This is a genomic window from Mycobacterium sp. URHB0021, from assembly GCF_054057895.1.
This window is the reverse complement of the sequence record NZ_JBSRZT010000001.1, coordinates 348,941-364,652: the sequence shown is the minus strand read 5'-3', so window position 1 is coordinate 364,652 and position 15,712 is coordinate 348,941. Positions and strand designations below refer to the sequence as shown.

At 64.3% G+C, this 15,712-nt stretch carries 11 protein-coding genes and 6 pseudogenes; 6 read left to right on the top strand and 11 right to left on the bottom strand.

Annotated features, from left to right (window positions below):
• Complete coding sequence (locus ACVWWN_RS01780; RefSeq protein WP_457142317.1) at positions 1-1,041, bottom strand: IS30 family transposase; 1,041 nt, start codon at positions 1,039-1,041, stop codon at positions 1-3.
• Between the two features lie 197 nt (positions 1,042-1,238).
• Between ACVWWN_RS01780 and ACVWWN_RS01775 the strand changes: the two are divergent.
• Positions 1,239-1,985 (top strand): annotated as a pseudogene (locus ACVWWN_RS01775) (IS256 family transposase); the annotation flags it as partial.
• A gap of 167 nt (positions 1,986-2,152) precedes the next feature.
• Here the strand turns inward: ACVWWN_RS01775 and ACVWWN_RS01770 are convergent.
• Positions 2,153-3,448, bottom strand: a complete 1,296-nt coding sequence (locus ACVWWN_RS01770; protein WP_457142323.1) for an amidohydrolase — start codon at positions 3,446-3,448, stop codon at positions 2,153-2,155.
• Entirely contained in the window at positions 3,448-3,840 is a 393-nt protein-coding gene (locus ACVWWN_RS01765; RefSeq protein ID WP_457142322.1) for a hypothetical protein, read from the bottom strand. The genes ACVWWN_RS01770 and ACVWWN_RS01765 overlap by 1 nt, the downstream gene beginning before the upstream one ends.
• A gap of 171 nt (positions 3,841-4,011) precedes the next feature.
• Here ACVWWN_RS01765 and ACVWWN_RS01760 point away from each other — a divergent pair, with 171 nt between their 5' ends.
• Positions 4,012-4,224, top strand: coding sequence for a hypothetical protein (locus tag ACVWWN_RS01760; protein WP_457142321.1), 213 nt, complete (start codon positions 4,012-4,014; stop codon positions 4,222-4,224).
• 190 nt (positions 4,225-4,414) lie between these two features.
• Here ACVWWN_RS01760 and ACVWWN_RS01755 read toward each other — a convergent pair whose 3' ends face one another.
• The 3 genes from ACVWWN_RS01755 to ACVWWN_RS01745 all read right to left on the bottom strand — a co-directional run bounded on the left by ACVWWN_RS01755 (position 4,415) and on the right by ACVWWN_RS01745 (position 5,376).
• Positions 4,415-4,585 (bottom strand): hypothetical protein, encoded by a 171-nt coding sequence (locus ACVWWN_RS01755; protein WP_457142320.1) that lies wholly within the window; start codon positions 4,583-4,585, stop codon positions 4,415-4,417.
• A gap of 107 nt (positions 4,586-4,692) precedes the next feature.
• A complete protein-coding gene (locus ACVWWN_RS01750; RefSeq protein WP_457142319.1) occupies positions 4,693-5,100 on the bottom strand; it encodes a type II toxin-antitoxin system VapC family toxin in 408 nt (135 codons plus the stop codon).
• 3 nt (positions 5,101-5,103) lie between these two features.
• Positions 5,104-5,376: a type II toxin-antitoxin system Phd/YefM family antitoxin gene (locus tag ACVWWN_RS01745; RefSeq protein ID WP_457142318.1), complete on the bottom strand. Its 273-nt coding sequence runs from the start codon at positions 5,374-5,376 to the stop codon at positions 5,104-5,106.
• Between the two features lie 502 nt (positions 5,377-5,878).
• Here ACVWWN_RS01745 and ligD point away from each other — a divergent pair.
• Positions 5,879-6,856, top strand: a pseudogene (gene ligD, locus ACVWWN_RS01740) (non-homologous end-joining DNA ligase); the annotation flags it as partial.
• A gap of 4 nt (positions 6,857-6,860) precedes the next feature.
• On the opposite strand, the pseudogene ACVWWN_RS01735 reads toward ligD, so the two are convergent.
• Positions 6,861-7,420: pseudogene (locus tag ACVWWN_RS01735) on the bottom strand (IS21 family transposase); the annotation flags it as partial.
• 485 nt (positions 7,421-7,905) lie between these two features.
• Between ACVWWN_RS01735 and ACVWWN_RS01730 the strand changes: the two are divergent.
• Positions 7,906-8,946, top strand: coding sequence for an IS30 family transposase (locus ACVWWN_RS01730; RefSeq protein ID WP_457142317.1), 1,041 nt, complete (start codon positions 7,906-7,908; stop codon positions 8,944-8,946).
• Positions 8,947-9,095: 149 nt separating this feature from the next.
• Here the strand turns inward: ACVWWN_RS01730 and ACVWWN_RS01725 are convergent, their stop codons facing one another.
• Both ACVWWN_RS01725 and ACVWWN_RS01720 read right to left on the bottom strand, forming a co-directional pair.
• Complete coding sequence (locus ACVWWN_RS01725; protein WP_457142316.1) at positions 9,096-9,761, bottom strand: tyrosine-type recombinase/integrase; 666 nt, start codon at positions 9,759-9,761, stop codon at positions 9,096-9,098.
• Positions 9,762-10,106: 345 nt separating this feature from the next.
• Positions 10,107-10,879: pseudogene (locus ACVWWN_RS01720) on the bottom strand (IS3 family transposase); the annotation flags it as partial.
• Between the two features lie 130 nt (positions 10,880-11,009).
• Between ACVWWN_RS01720 and ACVWWN_RS01715 the strand changes: the two are divergent.
• Positions 11,010-12,317 (top strand): IS256 family transposase, encoded by a 1,308-nt coding sequence (locus tag ACVWWN_RS01715; RefSeq protein ID WP_457142315.1) that lies wholly within the window; start codon positions 11,010-11,012, stop codon positions 12,315-12,317.
• Positions 12,318-12,351: 34 nt separating this feature from the next.
• Here ACVWWN_RS01715 and ACVWWN_RS01710 read toward each other — a convergent pair.
• Positions 12,352-12,757, bottom strand: a pseudogene (locus ACVWWN_RS01710) (transposase); the annotation flags it as partial.
• Between the two features lie 243 nt (positions 12,758-13,000).
• Entirely contained in the window at positions 13,001-15,187 is a 2,187-nt protein-coding gene (locus ACVWWN_RS01705; protein WP_457142314.1) for an acyltransferase family protein, read from the bottom strand.
• Positions 15,188-15,501: 314 nt separating this feature from the next.
• Between ACVWWN_RS01705 and ACVWWN_RS01700 the strand changes: the two are divergent.
• A pseudogene (locus tag ACVWWN_RS01700) lies at positions 15,502-15,693 on the top strand (Hsp20 family protein); the annotation flags it as partial.
• Between the last annotated feature and the right edge of the window lie 19 nt (positions 15,694-15,712).

Below are 15,712 nucleotides of genomic sequence, written 5' to 3'. Positions count from 1 at the left end.
TTAGTGGTCGATGCGAATCGGTTTGGTGTGTTCTTGGCGGTGTGATCGTCTCATGAGTTGATGAGGAGTGTGGTCGGCGAGCGTCTTTCTGGGTCGGTCGTTTAGTTCTGCGGCCACGTCGTGGAGCTGTTGACTGGTCCAGTGATGCAAGTCTGATCCTTTCGGGAAGTATTGCCGTAGTAGTCCATTGGTGTTCTCGTTGGTGCCTCGCTGCCAGGGTGAGTGTGGGTCGGCGAAGTAGATCCGCAGCCCGGTCGCTTCCTCGATACGGGCATGTTGGAACATCTCGTTGCCCTGGTCCCAGGTCAGTGTTCGACGTAAAGATGCTGGGAGTCGCGAGTATTCGGCAATTAATGCATCGGCGACGGACTGCGCTGAATGGCTGTCGGGAAGCCGGACTAGCTTGGTAACTCGGGTCTTGCGTTCGACCAGCGTCGCGATCGCCGAGCGCTGCCCCGCGCCGATGATCAAGTCTCCCTCCCAATGGCCGGCTTGCCGACGGTTTTCCACCGCAGCGGGGCGATCGTGGATGGACTTCATGGCTGTGCATTGCTTGAGGGCGCCGTCCTTGGTCCTGCCGCGGCCCCGCTTGTGCCGATAGGTCCGACCGGTGCGCAGCGTCGCAGCACAGACCGCGACGATGAGTTGGCGGTAGATGGCGTCGTAGATGGTTTCGGCGCACACATGCCAAGCCAGGCGTCGCGGGTAGCGGCGTCGCAGCCAACGGCTGATCTGTTCAGGCGACCAGCGTTTGGCCAGCTCGCCGGCGACGACGGAGGCCAGCGACGTCTGCTGGACGAGGATCGGCCGCCTAGGTCGTCGACGTCGCAGATGAGCCTGATTGTGGGCAAACCACGGCTGATAGGTCCCGTCGGGTTTGCGATTGCGTGCGATCTCCCGGTAAACGCTCTGGAAGCTCTTACCGATCCGCGCGGCAATGGCTTTTACCGGCTCGCCCGCAGCGAGACCGTCGGCGATCTCGATCCGATCGTCTTGGTTGATGTAGCGGGAACTGATCGGGCGCGTCTCGGTGATGCTCACGCTGCCAGCATCGATAAACCACAGCGAGCCACAGCTCATCGACACGCCTACCCGGCGAGCCGCTTCCGCCCTAGGCATCCCCGTCCGAATCAGTTCGAAGTACGACTGCTTGACTCGCACCGGTAGGCGGTTCTGTCCTCCACGTGGCATCGCTCATCTCCTGTCGAAGATTCGCAACGTCCGCTAGAGACTGCCCGGTGTATCCGGTGGTGTTCATCGACGCGATCTTCGTCAAGGTCCGCGATGGCCAGGTCACCAACCGGCCCATTTACGTCGCGATCGGGCTGACATGCGCCGGGCAGCGCGACATCCTCGGGCTGTGGGCCGGCGACGGTGGCGAGGGTGCGAAGTTCTGGCTCTCAGTGCTCACTGAGATCAAGAACCGCGGCACTGTCGATGTGTGCATCGTGGTCGGTGACGGCCTCAAAGGGCTGCCCGACGCGATCAATACGGTGTGGCCGCGGGCGGTGGTCCAGACGTGCGTGATTCATCTGCTGCGCCACACGTTTGGTTATGCGTCGCGCAAGTATTGGGACCACATCGCCAGGGACATCCGCCCGGTGTACACCGCAGTTACTGAGGCGGCGGCCAAGGAACGCTTCACCGAGTTCACCCAGAAATGGGGTGCTCAGTATCCGGCGATCACCCAACTATGGGAGAACGCCTAAAGCGAGTTCGTGCCGTTCCTGGACTACGACGTCGAGATCCGCCGTGTCATCTGCAGCACCAATGCGATCGAATCACTGAATGCTCGCTATCGGCGGGCGATTCGGGCCCGCGGGCACTTCCCGACCGAACAGGCCGCGATGAAGTGTCTCTACCTGGTGACCCGATCCCTAGACCCCACCGGCCGCGGTAAGGCACGATGGGCAATGAGGTGAAAGCCCGCACTAAATGCGTTCGCGATCACCTTCAACGGCCGGATCACTCCGACTGGCAACTAACCAATGCCAAGATCAGAATCCACCGTTTATCTGACAGCCCCCGGGAGAACCAGCACAAATCTTGATGGCGGATCCCCCTTTAGGTGAGAAGTCGTTTAGACGGGTTCATCGGTCCGACTCTGGCGAGTGCATCTCCGGAAGGCCGTCGTAGTGAGGGCTGTTTTAGCTCATTTGGGTGCTAGCCAGGCCATCGCGGCAACGACGAGCGCCTGGGTTCCGGTGTCGAGGGTGGGTTGGATGACGGGGGCGAAGGTGGGGGAGTGATTGACTGGAATGTCTTTGCCGATTTGTCCGCGGTCAGTGGCATTCTGGTAGGCGACAGGGTCGATGCCGCCGATGCCCCAGTAGGTGTAGGGGGCGCCTAGGGCGCTTGGGATGTCACTAAAGTCTTCGCTTGCAGTCTGCATTGGCAGCGTCTGGCAACGGTCCCCGAAATACGTTGTGAAGGCGTCACTTACGCGAGAGGTTGTCGGGAGGTCGTTGTCCGTCACTGGGTATTGGTCGAATACTTCAAATTCGGGTTCTCTGGGTGATCCGGAGGCCTGGCATTCGGCAGTGACGATTCGCCGGATGGCGTCGAGCATTGCGGTCCGCGTCTGTCTGCTGTAGGTGCGGATGTTCAGCTGTAGCTCGGCGCGGTCGGGGATGACGTTGCTTTTGCTTCCGGCTTGGATGGTGCCGACAGTCAATACGGCGGACTCCCCGGGCGCTACTTCCCGCGCGATGATGGTCTGCAGCCGAATGACGATCATCGCGGCGAGGACCACCGGGTCGACGGCGGCTTGCGGCATCGAACCGTGTGCGCCGCGGCCGTAAACTGTGATGCGCATGCTGTCGGCGGCCGACAGCACAGCCCCGGCACGGGTGCCAACCTGGCCGGCCGGCGCGGGCAGGACGTGCTGGGCGAATGCAACATCGACTGTGGGCAGCAGGTTCGCAAGGCCGTCATCGACCATTGCGCGGGCGCCGTCGGCTGTCTCCTGAGCAGGCAGAAAGAGTGTGATCAGGGTGCCGCTCCAGTGATCGGAGCCGTCAGCCAAGAGTTGGGCCGCCCCGAGCAGCGCGGCGACGTGTACGTCGTGTCCGCAGGCATGCATGACCGGTACTTCGTTGCCAGTGGTGTCGGTGGTTTGCACGGTGCTGGCGTAATCGAGTCCGGTGGCCTCTTTCACCGGTAAGGCGTCCATGTCGGCTCGCAGCAGCACCGTGGAGCCCGGTCCGTTGCGCAGCACACCGATGACGCCAGTGCCGCCGATTCGGTCGTGGACGTCATAGCTCCAATCGAACTGTGGGATACAGGTATTGTTCTTCAGCCACCGAGTGACGCACCAGCTCGGTGATGACATGTTCGACAAGGTCACGCTTGCCGTCGTCGCCGCCAGCCTGGATCTGGTTGAATACCGCTTCGACCTCGCGGTGATCACTGATGCGTCGATGAGGTCGTGCTCGTGTGCTGTTGTCATTACTCCTCCTCGTTCGCATGTTCTCCGCCCCAACCTATTTGCCCTAAACCAACGCGGGACAGATCACTGCACGTCTTCGGCGCGCGTTCCAAATGTCGCCGATTGCCAGCGCTGAACTGGCTGACCGGCGGCAACGAGACACCCGCTGAAACGGCGGACAAACGCGGCAAGCGGACGATGCCGATCACTTGAAGACCGTCGCCGGTATTGAACGCCGTACCTCGGCCCTTCACCAGATCCCCGCCTGGACCCAGGTACCGTGCCTGCATCTCAGCGTTGGCTTCGGAGCCGCTCTTTGCACGCACGCCGCTGGCCCTGGTCAACTCGGTCAGCCGCCCAGAATCGTCGCGAAGCCGCACCTCGGAGGGCTGGCCCGTGCGAATCACGGTCATCAGCGTGCTAGCTATAGCTAAACCGAGTGCCGGTGCGACCAGGTCATCAATGCGTCCAACATCGTCGCCGTCTCGGGTGGATGGATTTCGGCCCTGCCCGAAGCGGGCTGACGGAGGCTCGACGGTGCTGGGGCTTACCGCAAGGCCACCTCGACTGCGCGGTGTCAACGCATGGAAAAGGAGGGCGCCCGGAGTGGTCGGTATCCAGTTGCCGGCGGCGTTCTAGCCGTGGCCACCTGCATCTTCCTGGCCGGTGTGTTCCTGACCGCGGACGCCGCCCGCGCCGGCGACACCGCCCTCGCGCAACGCCTGCGGCTCCAGACCCTTACCGTCGCCGCCGTCTCACCGGCTGGGGCGTCGGCCAGTACCCGGGGATGCTGGTAGACAAGGTCACCATCGCCGACGCCGCTGGCGCCGAGGCCGCGCTGGCTGGACTGCTGGTGGCCGTCGGGCTGGCCGCCGTCATCGTGCTGCCGCGCTTGGATATCTGCTGTGGCTCACCCAGACCGAAGGAATGGACGCGCGCCCGAACCGCTTTAGGACGGCGCCAGCGATGCGTTACCGGCCGCCGGGCTCAGCACCTGCGCGCACCGTCCTTCCAGACGCGGCCCGAACCGCTTTCGTCGGTAGCCACCTCGTCGAGTTGCCATGCCTCGCAGCATAAGCCGAGTGCCAGGTAGCGGCCCATCACCAGAGCGCGATCCCCGGCATCATCGGTCAACGCCGACGTTGTCACGCCCAGCATGAACAGCGGTGCAGAGTTTCGGGTCAGGTGTCTGGCGCAACGTGTTCTTCTGTGTGGTCAAACGATCCTTTCGGGATAGGACAGCTCGATACCCACACCGCACGCTTTCACGGCGTCCGGCCGGGGGCGGCGACAGTGATCCCCAGGCCGTCGGCTGCCTCACTGAGGCGACCGTCATATGTGACCAGCGCCGTCAAAGGTGCAGTCGATGCGGCGGTTTGAGCAGTGGCTAGGTGTATTGCGTCCAGCGAGCGAAGGACTGGATCTGGGTAGGCCGCCGCAGTGGCGCGAATGACCGAGTCGATCTGGAAGCGGTCCAGTCTGGCCAATACGGACGGCACAGCAGACAGCCCTTCGGGGGCGATTGCGCGGATGGCCCTGGCTAGCTCGACCTCGGCCAAAGTCGAAGTTATCCACCGCATTTCGGTGTGTTGATCTAGCCAGTCGCCCAGGGCGTCAGACTCGGGTTCGACGCGAATGAGCTTGACCAGTGCCGAGGTATCCAGGTAAATCACGGCCTAATACCGTTCCTCGGCACGCATACGCTCTAGCAGAGTGCCAGCGTCGGGACCTCCACGCATTGGAATCATTGGTCGGGGCGCCGGGCCGCGCACCGACGCTGGCTGCACCCTGCCGGTACTGATCAACTGGTCCAGAGGGCCGGCGTGCGCGGGCACTATGCGCGCGATCACCTCGCCGCGCTCTGTCAGAGTGATCTCCTCGCCGCGCTTCACACGGGCCAACACCTTTGATGTTTCCTGGTTGAGCATTCGTATCGATACTTCACTCACACCAATATTGTACTACGAATATGTTCTACACCGTTGCAGTGTCCGCGTCAGCAGGATGGCTCTTCCCGCCCAGGGCCGCCTCCCGTCGTCGACGAAGCGGGCATGCCCTAGCGGTCTAGACGGTATGGGGAGGCTGGGGCCTCCCCATACCGTCTAGTCGGCGTTCGACCGCTCCAACCCGAACCGCGGCGCCCGAAGCACACAAGCACAGGGCCAAATCCCGCCTACGCCGCTACGGTCAGGCCCCAGCCTTGCCGCGTCCTCAACGATTCAGCGCGTAGGTACTTGCCTTGCGGCGTGGGCGCCGCAATCACAGCAGCAACGTTGATCCGTCACACGGTGTCCGCGTCGGCGAGAACACGCTCGACTCGAAGGCGATCAGCTGACCATGATCAGCGAGGGGGGTGCCCCCCAGCCCAATGCGGTGTGACGCCAACGACGGACGCACCGACGAGACGGGAACTGGGCGTCTGCTTGCGTGCGTGGGTGGGTAAACCGTGAGGTGGTGGACCACTTCGGTCGGGTGAAACTGACCAACCCGGACAAGGTGCTTTACCCGGCCACGGGTACCACCAAGGCGGAGGTGTTCGACTACTACGTCAGCGTCGCCGCGGCAATGGTGCCGCACATCGCGGGCCGCGCCTGTACCCGCAAGCGCTGGCCCAACGGCGTTGATGAGCCGTCGTTCTTTGAAAAGCAGCTCGCGTCGTCGGCACCGGAATGGCTGGTGCGGGGGTCGATCACCCACAAGTCGGGCACCACGACGTATCCGATCATCAACAGTGCCGAAGCGCTTGCTTGGATCGCGCAGCAGGCGTCGCTGGAAATCCATGTGCCGCAATGGCGATTCGTCAAGACGTGGAGCCGTGAGGGCGGAGCCGAATAGAGGCCGGGGCTGGCCACCCGGGTGGTGTTCGACTTGGACCCCGGCGAGGGCGTCACCTTCGGGCAGTTGTGCGAGGTGGCCCATGAGGTGCGTGAACTCATCACCGGCATCGGACTGACGATATTGCCGTTGACCAGCGGCAGTAAGGGTTTGCATCTGTACGTGCCGCTGGAGACGCCGATCAGCTCGCACGGCGCGTCGGTGCTGGCCCGCCGAATCGCGGTGCAATTGGAGAAGCCCATGCCCAAGCGGGTGACGGCCACCATGACCAAGAGCTTGCGCACGGGCAAGGTGTTCGTGGACTGGAGCCAGAACAATGGCAACAAGACCACTATCGCGCCGTATTCGCTGCGCGGCCGCGAAGAGCCAACGGTCGCGGCGCCGCGCACCTGGGATGAGATCGAAGATCCCGATCTGCGTCATCTGCGTTTCGAGGAGGTGCTCGAGCGCCTGGACCGTGATGGTGACCTGTTGGCCGAGATGGACGCCGATGCGCCGGTGGCCGACGCGCTGTCGACCTACCGGAGCATGCGCGACGCCGGCAAGACACCCGAGCCGGTCCCCAACACCGCGCCCATCACCGGCAACGACGACTTCGGCACCCCATCCGGTCGGCCAGGATCTTGGCTGGGACCCCGCCGATCGCCTCAAGGGCTTCGGCGACCATCGCCAATGTGGTGGAGGGTTTCTGATCGGTGGCGAAGCGCACGAACCGCCACCGTGATTAGGCCAGGACCGCGCAGAACACCAACAACTCCGGTGCGGCTTCAGCCCAGTCCATCACCAGATAGTCTCCTGGTGACCAGACCGCTGGACGTCGCTGATGTCTGTTCTTTTGTGCGACAACACTTTTGCTCCCCGACCAGTCGGCGGAAGTTGCGTGCTGAGCCTTCGAACCCGGCCGCGCGGGCCACCGGCAGCAGCCGCTTGGCCGAGATTCTGCCGTTCGACTTGTCCACTCGTGCGGCGACGAGATCGGTGAACGCGTCGAGGTTGCGTGGCCGCGGTTCCCGCGGCGCCGGGCCGCCGGCCCTGGTCCGTTCAATGACCCGTTTGACCGTTTTGTGGGTTGTGCCGCACCAGCTCAGCCGCGCCGCGATACGTGCCGACCTGGTGATAAGCGGAAATGATGTTCATACGCTCCCCTGCAGACTTCAATAGAGCTCCCTGGGCGATGGAGATGACAGTTGGCGCTATCACCGTCATCGCCCAGGCCCTCAGCTCCCGGAGAAGACACGACGAGCCCGCAAAGGAGTGGGGACTCTTACTTGGCCACCAGTGGGGACTTCCTACTGGCCATAGATGGGGACTTTCTCATGGCCATGGACACTCGGCCCGTCGTCGACTCTCCCGGCAGCGGGCCGAACCTCGGCGGCGGCTACACGGCTGAGTCGTACGGTCCGGAGCGCCCAGCATGTTCGAGTTGAACCTTAAGGGGGTATATAGCCGGCAGTCTCTAGCGGACGTTGCGAATCTTCGACAGGAGATGAGCGATGCCACGTGGAGGACAGAACCGCCTACCGGTGCGGGTCAAGCAGTCGTACTTCGAACTGATTCGGACGGGGATGCCTAGGGCGGAAGCGGCTCGCCGGGTAGGCGTGTCGATGAGCTGTGGCTCGCTGTGGTTTATCGATGCTGGCAGCGTGAGCATCACCGAGACGCGCCCGATCAGTTCCCGCTACATCAACCAAGACGATCGGATCGAGATCGCCGACGGTCTCGCTGCGGGCGAGCCGGTAAAAGCCATTGCCGCGCGGATCGGTAAGAGCTTCCAGAGCGTTTACCGGGAGATCGCACGCAATCGCAAACCCGACGGGACCTATCAGCCGTGGTTTGCCCACAATCAGGCTCATCTGCGACGTCGACGACCTAGGCGGCCGATCCTCGTCCAGCAGACGTCGCTGGCCTCCGTCGTCGCCGGCGAGCTGGCCAAACGCTGGTCGCCTGAACAGATCAGCCGTTGGCTGCGACGCCGCTACCCGCGACGCCTGGCTTGGCATGTGTGCGCCGAAACCATCTACGACGCCATCTACCGCCAACTCATCGTCGCGGTCTGTGCTGCGACGCTGCGCACCGGTCGGACCTATCGGCACAAGCGGGGCCGCGGCAGGACCAAGGACGGCGCCCTCAAGCAATGCACAGCCATGAAGTCCATCCACGATCGCCCCGCTGCGGTGGAAAACCGTCGGCAAGCCGGCCATTGGGAGGGAGACTTGATCATCGGCGCGGGGCAGCGCTCGGCGATCGCGACGCTGGTCGAACGCAAGACCCGAGTTACCAAGCTAGTCCGGCTTCCCGACAGCCATTCAGCGCAGTCCGTCGCCGATGCATTAATTGCCGAATACTCGCGACTCCCAGCATCTTTACGTCGAACACTGACCTGGGACCAGGGCAACGAGATGTTCCAACATGCCCGTATCGAGGAAGCGACCGGGCTGCGGATCTACTTCGCCGACCCACACTCACCCTGGCAGCGAGGCACCAACGAGAACACCAATGGACTACTACGGCAATACTTCCCGAAAGGATCAGACTTGCATCACTGGACCAGTCAACAGCTCCACGACGTGGCCGCAGAACTAAACGACCGACCCAGAAAGACGCTCGCCGACCACACTCCTCATCAACTCATGAGACGATCACACCGCCAAGAACACACCAAACCGATTCGCATCGACCACTAAAATCCGCCGCCGGTATGAGGACCATGGACGTGATCGATGAGGAGCTCCGACTCCTCGTTATGGTCCGCGCGGCGACGAGGGATGCTGGTGGTCGGCCAACCACCGAGGCTGTCGACGAGCTGCTCGATGAGCGCCTCAGAATTGGACTTTCAACGCCGGCCCTCGCGGCAGTAGGAGGTAGTCGGCGCGCCCGTTAGCTCCACCTCCAATGCCATCCCGGCCTCACGCAGCCGGGTGAAGCAGGTGTGCCGCAGCTGATGGCAGGTCAGGTGCTCGATCCCGGCGCGGCGACGCGCACCGGCGATGATCTCGTCAAGCCCCGCGGCGCTCAACGGGTTTCCCCGTCGTTGGCCCTTAAGTACCACGAACACGCGATCCGTCGACGCGGTGTCGGGCCGCTCCAGCTGCAGGTAGTCGACCAGGGTCGAGAAGAATCGCGGCGAGACCGGCACGATCCGCTGGTGCCCTCCCTTGCCCTCGGCGATGAACAGCCGCTTCTCGCCGGGCCGCACATCACCCAGTCGCAGCCCCAACACCTCGCAGCGCCGCAGTCCATCCAGCAGCATCGCGTGCACCATCGCCCGGTCCCGGTGCGTCCGCAGCACGGCCACCAGGGCCTCAGCGTCGTCGGGGTCGATCACCCGCGGCAGGGTGCGCGGCGTGCGGATCAACGGCACCCCACGCACCACCCGACTCGGCGTACGGGTCGACAACCCCCACGGCACCGGGTGTTTCACTACCGCGCCACGCACGATCAGGTAGTCGAATAAGCCGGTGACCGAAGCCAGTCGGCGCTTGATCGTGCGCGCCGACAACCCCGCTTCGCCATCCTAGATCCGAACCACCCCAGCACCGCGACGAGGCTTTCGCTGCTCGGCGATGAACGACAACACATCGGCGGTCTCGACTTCCTCCGGGGTTTACCACCCACCGAAAAGAACACCTTCAGACCGAACGCTGCGGCCAGCACCGTATTCGGCCGGGTCCGAGCAGCGACCATCTCGAGATAGTCGTCGACCAAGCCGTGCCCCAGCCGTGGCACGCCGCCATCCTCGACCGGTCGTACCAAGCACGGCATGAACACGACGACCTCCCGATCACAGGATCCGCGCCTGCCTCATAGAATCCTCGAAGGCGCGCCGATCACCTGCATATCCAATCCAGGCGACGTAGTCGGCGGTGATGAGCTCGACGTCGGCGAGGTTGCGTAGCGGGCCGCGCCGAAACGGTGAATCGGCGCGAATGCATCCGTTCTCGTAGAGCCCGATGGTCGTCTCGGCCAGCGCGTTGTCGTAGGCATCACCGACGCTTCCGATCGAGGGCCGCAACCCCGACAGGGAGAGCGTCTCGCCCAAACGTATTGCGATGTACTGTCATCCGGCATCAGGTGGTGGATCGCACCGTCGATCCGATGGCCTTGCCGGGCGCCCAGTGCAGCGGCTTGACGGATCGCGGACTCCACGAACCGAGTCGGCTTGGTGCTGGCGGCTTCCCAGCCGATGATCGTACCGGCGTAGGCGTCGATGACGAACTCAACGTAGGCGAACACCCCGGTGACGAGCTTGACGTAGGTGAAGTCCGCGACGACCAACACGTTCGGTGTGGGCACCCGGAACTGATGATCCACTAGATCCGGTGCCCGATCGGCAGTCGGGTCGGCGATCGTCGTGCGCACCGACTTCTGCCGACAAACACCCTTCCAACCGTGGCGGCGCATCAGCCGCTCCACGGTGGACTTGGCCACCGGGAAACCCCTGCCGCTGCAGGTGAGCCCACATCTTCTCCGACCCGTACAACGACTCCGGCGGGCGGCGACCATCCTGGTCGGGCTCGTAGAAGCCGGCCAGGACTTCGGTGATGGCCGCGACATAGACCGCTTCGAGGGCGCCCGCGTGGCCCACGCGTAGAACGTGCGCCGGGCGACCTGGAGAGCAATGATCAGAACTTGTGATGAGCCTCGGTGAGGTGGCGTGAGAGTGGGCGCACCTTCCCGAGGATGATCTGAATGTCCATTGGTCTGATCAAGAGCCGGCGTTGGTGCGCTGGTTCGGGAAGGCACGCCCGTGCTCACGGTAGTTCACGATGGGGAATCACCCAACGGAAACGACGGTGCTGGCCGTCGATCGTTGTTGGATGAGATCGTCCGCGACGGTGCCCGCCAGATGCTGGCCGCAGCGCTCAAGGCCGAGGTCGCCGCCTACATCGACGCCCATGCTCATGAGGTCAACGAGAACGGTCACCGGTTGGTGGTCCGCAACGGGTATCACCCCGAGCGGGAGGTGCTCACCGCCGCGGGTGCGGTCGCGGTGAGCGGGCCGCGGGTCAACGACAAACGTGTCGATCCTGATTCTGGTGAGCGGCAGCGGTTTTTCTCGGCGATCCTGCCGGCGTGGGCGCGTAAGTCCCCGCAGATGAGCGAGGTGCTGCCGCTGCTGTATCTGCACGGTCTGTCGACCAGTGACTTCGGTCCTGCGTTGGAGGGGTTCCTGGGTACGGGTGCTGGTCTGTCGGCCACGACGATCACCCGGCTGACCAGTCAGTGGCAAGACGACGCCAAGACGTTCGGCGGCCGGGATTTGTCCGGCACCGACTACGTCTACCTGTGGGTCGACGGCATCCACCTCAAGGTCCGCCTGGAACAGGAGAAGCTCTGTTTGCTGGTGATGCTGGGTGTGCGCAGCGATGGCCGCAAGGAGCTCGTCGCCCTGGCCGACGGATACCGCGAGTCCACCGAGTCGTGGGCCGACCTGCTACGTGACTGTAAGCGTCGCGGGATGACCGCCCCGGTGCTGGCCGTTGGTGACGGCGCCCTGGGGTTCTGGAAGGCGGTGCGCGAGGTGTTCCCGGCCACCCGGCAGCAACGCTGCTGGTTTCACGAGCAGGCCAACGTCCTTGCCGCGCTGCCGAAATCAGCGCATCCCGCGGCGTCGGCGGCGATCACGGAGATCTACAACGCCGAGGACATCGACCACGCGCAGGTCGCGATCAAGGCCTTCGAGGTCGACTACGGCGCCAAGTATCCCAAGGCGGTCGCCAAGATCGTCGAGGACGCCGACGTGCTCTTGGAGTTCTACAAGTACCCGGCCGAGCATTGGATTCATCTGCGCACGACCAATCCGATCGAGAGCACTTTTGCCACCGTGCGGTTGCGGACCAAGGTCACCAAGGGCCCAAGCTCCCGCGCGGCCGAGATTGCCATGGCCTACAAGCTCATTGATGCCGCGCAAGCCCGTTGGCGGGCCATCAACGCCCCCCACCTGGTCGCCCTCGTCCGAGCCGGCGCGGTGTTTCACAAGGGCAAACTGCTCGAACGTCCCGTGGACATCACACCGCCCGAACCGGCCGAATCAACCGAAACGGAGGTCGCCTGAAACATCCCAATCCACAGGTCTTGACAATTCCTCCGACCTGGACGCCGTGCTCGGTGAGCACGGGACAGATCGGAGCGACCCCGAAACGGTCTCTGTGGTTGGCGATGAACGCGCAGACCGAACCGGTCAGCGGCGGTTGTGCGGGTCGCTCTCCCGCACGAAGAAAGACGTGGCCGCCTCGAGGATTTCGATGGTCTGCTCCAGCTGGGCATTGCGCCGCTTCAACGCCCGGATCTCCGCGGCAGCCTCGCTGCTGACCCCGTCACGCTGCCCGTCGTCGACCTGTACTGCCGGATCCAGTTCCGCAGCGTCTCGGCGTTCATCCCCAGCCGCTTGGACACCGCCGTGATCGCCGCCCACTCGCTGGGATAGTCGTCGCGATGCTCCAGCACCAGACGGACGGCCTTGGCCCGCGTCTCCGGGTCGTACTTGCTCGGCATGAAATGCACCTTCCCAAGAAAGGAGGTGCGCATCAAACGCGGGACGGTTCATAGGGCCCACCACGTCAACGTTGGCGGAGCGTTGTGTGGATATGCCCCACGGCTCGACCAAACCGCTGGCAGGCTTCACCCGCATCGCGGGTGAGCCGGCTTCTGCTCGGCTACTTCGGGCAGATTGTGGCCCAGCCAGCGCGAACTGCGACCCCTGCCAAGTCGGATGAGTTGTCGGTCAGTATCGGCTGTCTAGGCCGGCGCCAGGGCGCGGTCGGTCAACACCGCGATGACTGGGGCAAGAGCTTGGGCGTATTCGATGGTCACATGATTGTCGTCGCGGTACACGAGGTTGTCGCCGACGATGACCGGGCAGCGCTCGGCGGTGCAGAACAACTCGGTGATGTCGGCATACTGGCCCCCGCCCGCGCTCGTCGCGGCCGCCTCGCTGGCGATGGCGGCGTCGTTGACGGCCACCGACCGCTGCGGTGAACACGCGTTCGCATCATCCAGGTGGCCCGACACACAGGTCGGCACTGTCGAGTGCGGGTCCGGAATCGGGCCAAGCACAAGGACTTTGGATCCCATGCCACGCAGCTGTGCCACCAGGCGGGTGAGGCTGTCGAACCACGCGGCATCATATGAGGTGAAGCCGAAGTCGGCGCCGTAACGCCGTGACATGCTCAGCACCACCAGACGTGGACGCTCCGCCTGCAGCCGCGACATCACCTCACCGCGCCACTGCTCGCATTCGGTGTACTCGCGGCCCAGATAGGGACTGCTGATCGGCGAGAGGTCCTGCAGCGGGCAGGTCACCTTGCCCAGGGTCTCAAGCCGCCAGTGGCGCTGTCCGCCGGTCTGCTCAAAGGCCGGATTCCACATCGCGGCATGAGAGTCGCCGACCAGCGCCACCGTGGTGGGGGAGGCCGTGTCGCCGGATGCGCACTCGTCCTGCCCCACTTCGCGCCAGGAGCGTACGCACCCGTTGAGGAACACCGACGGCTTGTCACTCGGTGCGTCGGCAAGTGAGGGGGAGAGGTTTGAGGGCACCTCGTGCGTGGTGGCCGACGCTGCGACGGCGGCCTGGACTTGCTCGGTGGCCTGCTGCACCGCCGCCTCCGACGGGCTCGTTGAGGGTGTCGTGAGATCGGGTGCGGTGACTGTGACGGCCGGGGCCGGCGCCCCATTCCCTACCGGCACCGGGTTGAGCATCAGCAGCACCAGAGCGGCAGATAGGGCGATGGCGGTGAGGGCGCCGCCCAGAACCATGCTGCGGGGCCCAGAGGTTTGCAGCGGCTTGGCGAACCGGGCGGGGTTCTCGATGAAGACGAGCGTGAGCACGGCCAGTGCGCCGGACACTGCGGTCGCGGCCAGCCGTTCGGCCAGACCCAGTGGATGGCCCAGTAGTGGTGGTGCGAGCAGCAGCACCGGCCAGTGCCAGAGGTACCACGAGTACGAGAGTCGTCCGATTGCCCGCATCGGGGCGAGCGACAGGAAGCGGCTGACGCCCTGCCCCGGCGCGGCGCCGCCGGCGACGATCATTAGTCCGGTGCCTAGCACGGGCGCGAGCGCGGCCGTGCCGGGATAGGGTGTGTTCTGATCTAGCTGTGTGCAGGTGATGAGGATCAGCGTCATCCCGGCCGCACCTGCGATCACGGCCGCGGACTGCGGCAGCCGGCGCCATCCGGCGGCCGTAAGCGCGACCATACCGCCAGCGGCCAACTCCCATGCCCGCGTCGGCAGCGAGAAGAACGCCCACGGCGGCAGCGTGCGGGTCCAGGCCAACGAGATCGCGAACGACGCCGCAGCGACGACGGCTAGAACAAGCATGAAGGGAGCCGTGCTGGCCGGGGCCCACCTCGACCGGCGGTGGACGATCCAGGCCGTGCCGATAATCAACGCCGGCCACAGCAGATAAAACTGCTCCTCAACACCGAGCGACCAGTAGTGCTGGAAAGCCGACGGCGCAGCGTCGGCGTTCAGGTAGTCGGTGCCGTGCATGGCGAACCGGTAGTTGCCGACGTACAGCGCGCAGGCCAGACCGTCACCGAGGACATCCCGGGCTTGCATGCGCGGTAACAGAATGGCAGACGCGATCGCGGTGGCGATCAGCACCGTGCATCCGGCAGGCAGCAGGCGGCGGGCACGGGCGCCGTAGAAGCGGACGAGTCCTAGACGGCCGGTGCTGATGACTTCGTGGGACAGCATCCCGGTGATGAGGAACCCCGAGATGACGAAGAAGACGTCGACGCCGACGAATCCGCCACCAACTCCCACGACGCCGGCATGGAACAGGACGACGGTTACCACCGCGATGGCCCGCAGCCCCTCGATGTCGGGCCGGAAACCCGCCGCTGGCTGGTCTCTGCCTCCCGCCGCGAGCCGGTGTCGCCGGTCGCTAGTCCGGCGGCGTCGCTCAATTAGGCGCGTCATGGGCATGGTTACCGAGTACCGATCCTCTCACGTGCAAGCCGTGGCGTTCGTGGCCGAATTTGGTCGCACCGGATCCGCGCCGCCTGGCAACGGCGCCCCGAGCGGCCATGCCGCGCCCGGTCCCGCCGCCACTACGATCGCTACGACCTTGATAGTTAACATTGCAAACGTACAAAGAGATGGCGAGCGAGTGACCGTCGCACGGCGTCCGCGGCACCCACGGCGGTCCCTTCGCGAAAACACGTCGAAGACGCACCGACCCATGGGTCTATGGTGCAGGAAGGTGACCAGATGCCACGCAGACCGGGCGCAGCCACGACGTGGTTCAACGCTATCTCGCGACGTTGCCCGTAGCGACTCGAATCCAGCAAATACCGATCTCCGCTGTCCGTGAGGGTGATGAGCTGATTGTGGCGATGGATCTGCCCGGGGTCCGCGAGACCGACGTCGATGTGAGCGTGGACGGCCACGTTCTGGAAGTCAAGGCATACCGCTCGACCACCGCAGAACGCGGAAAGCGAATCGCTTATC

What these genes read in the sequence shown, in the direction of transcription:
- ACVWWN_RS01770 (WP_457142323.1), bottom strand. Translation starts at nt 3,448, where the DNA reads ATGACAACAGCACACGAGCACGACCTCATCGACGCATCAGTGATCACC.
- ACVWWN_RS01765 (WP_457142322.1), bottom strand. Translation starts at nt 3,840, where the DNA reads ATGACCGTGATTCGCACGGGCCAGCCCTCCGAGGTGCGGCTTCGCGAC.
- ACVWWN_RS01760 (WP_457142321.1), top strand. Translation starts at nt 4,012, where the DNA reads ATGGAAAAGGAGGGCGCCCGGAGTGGTCGGTATCCAGTTGCCGGCGGC.
- ACVWWN_RS01755 (WP_457142320.1), bottom strand. Translation starts at nt 4,585, where the DNA reads ATGCTGGGCGTGACAACGTCGGCGTTGACCGATGATGCCGGGGATCGC.
- ACVWWN_RS01705 (WP_457142314.1), bottom strand. Translation starts at nt 15,187, where the DNA reads ATGCCCATGACGCGCCTAATTGAGCGACGCCGCCGGACTAGCGACCGG.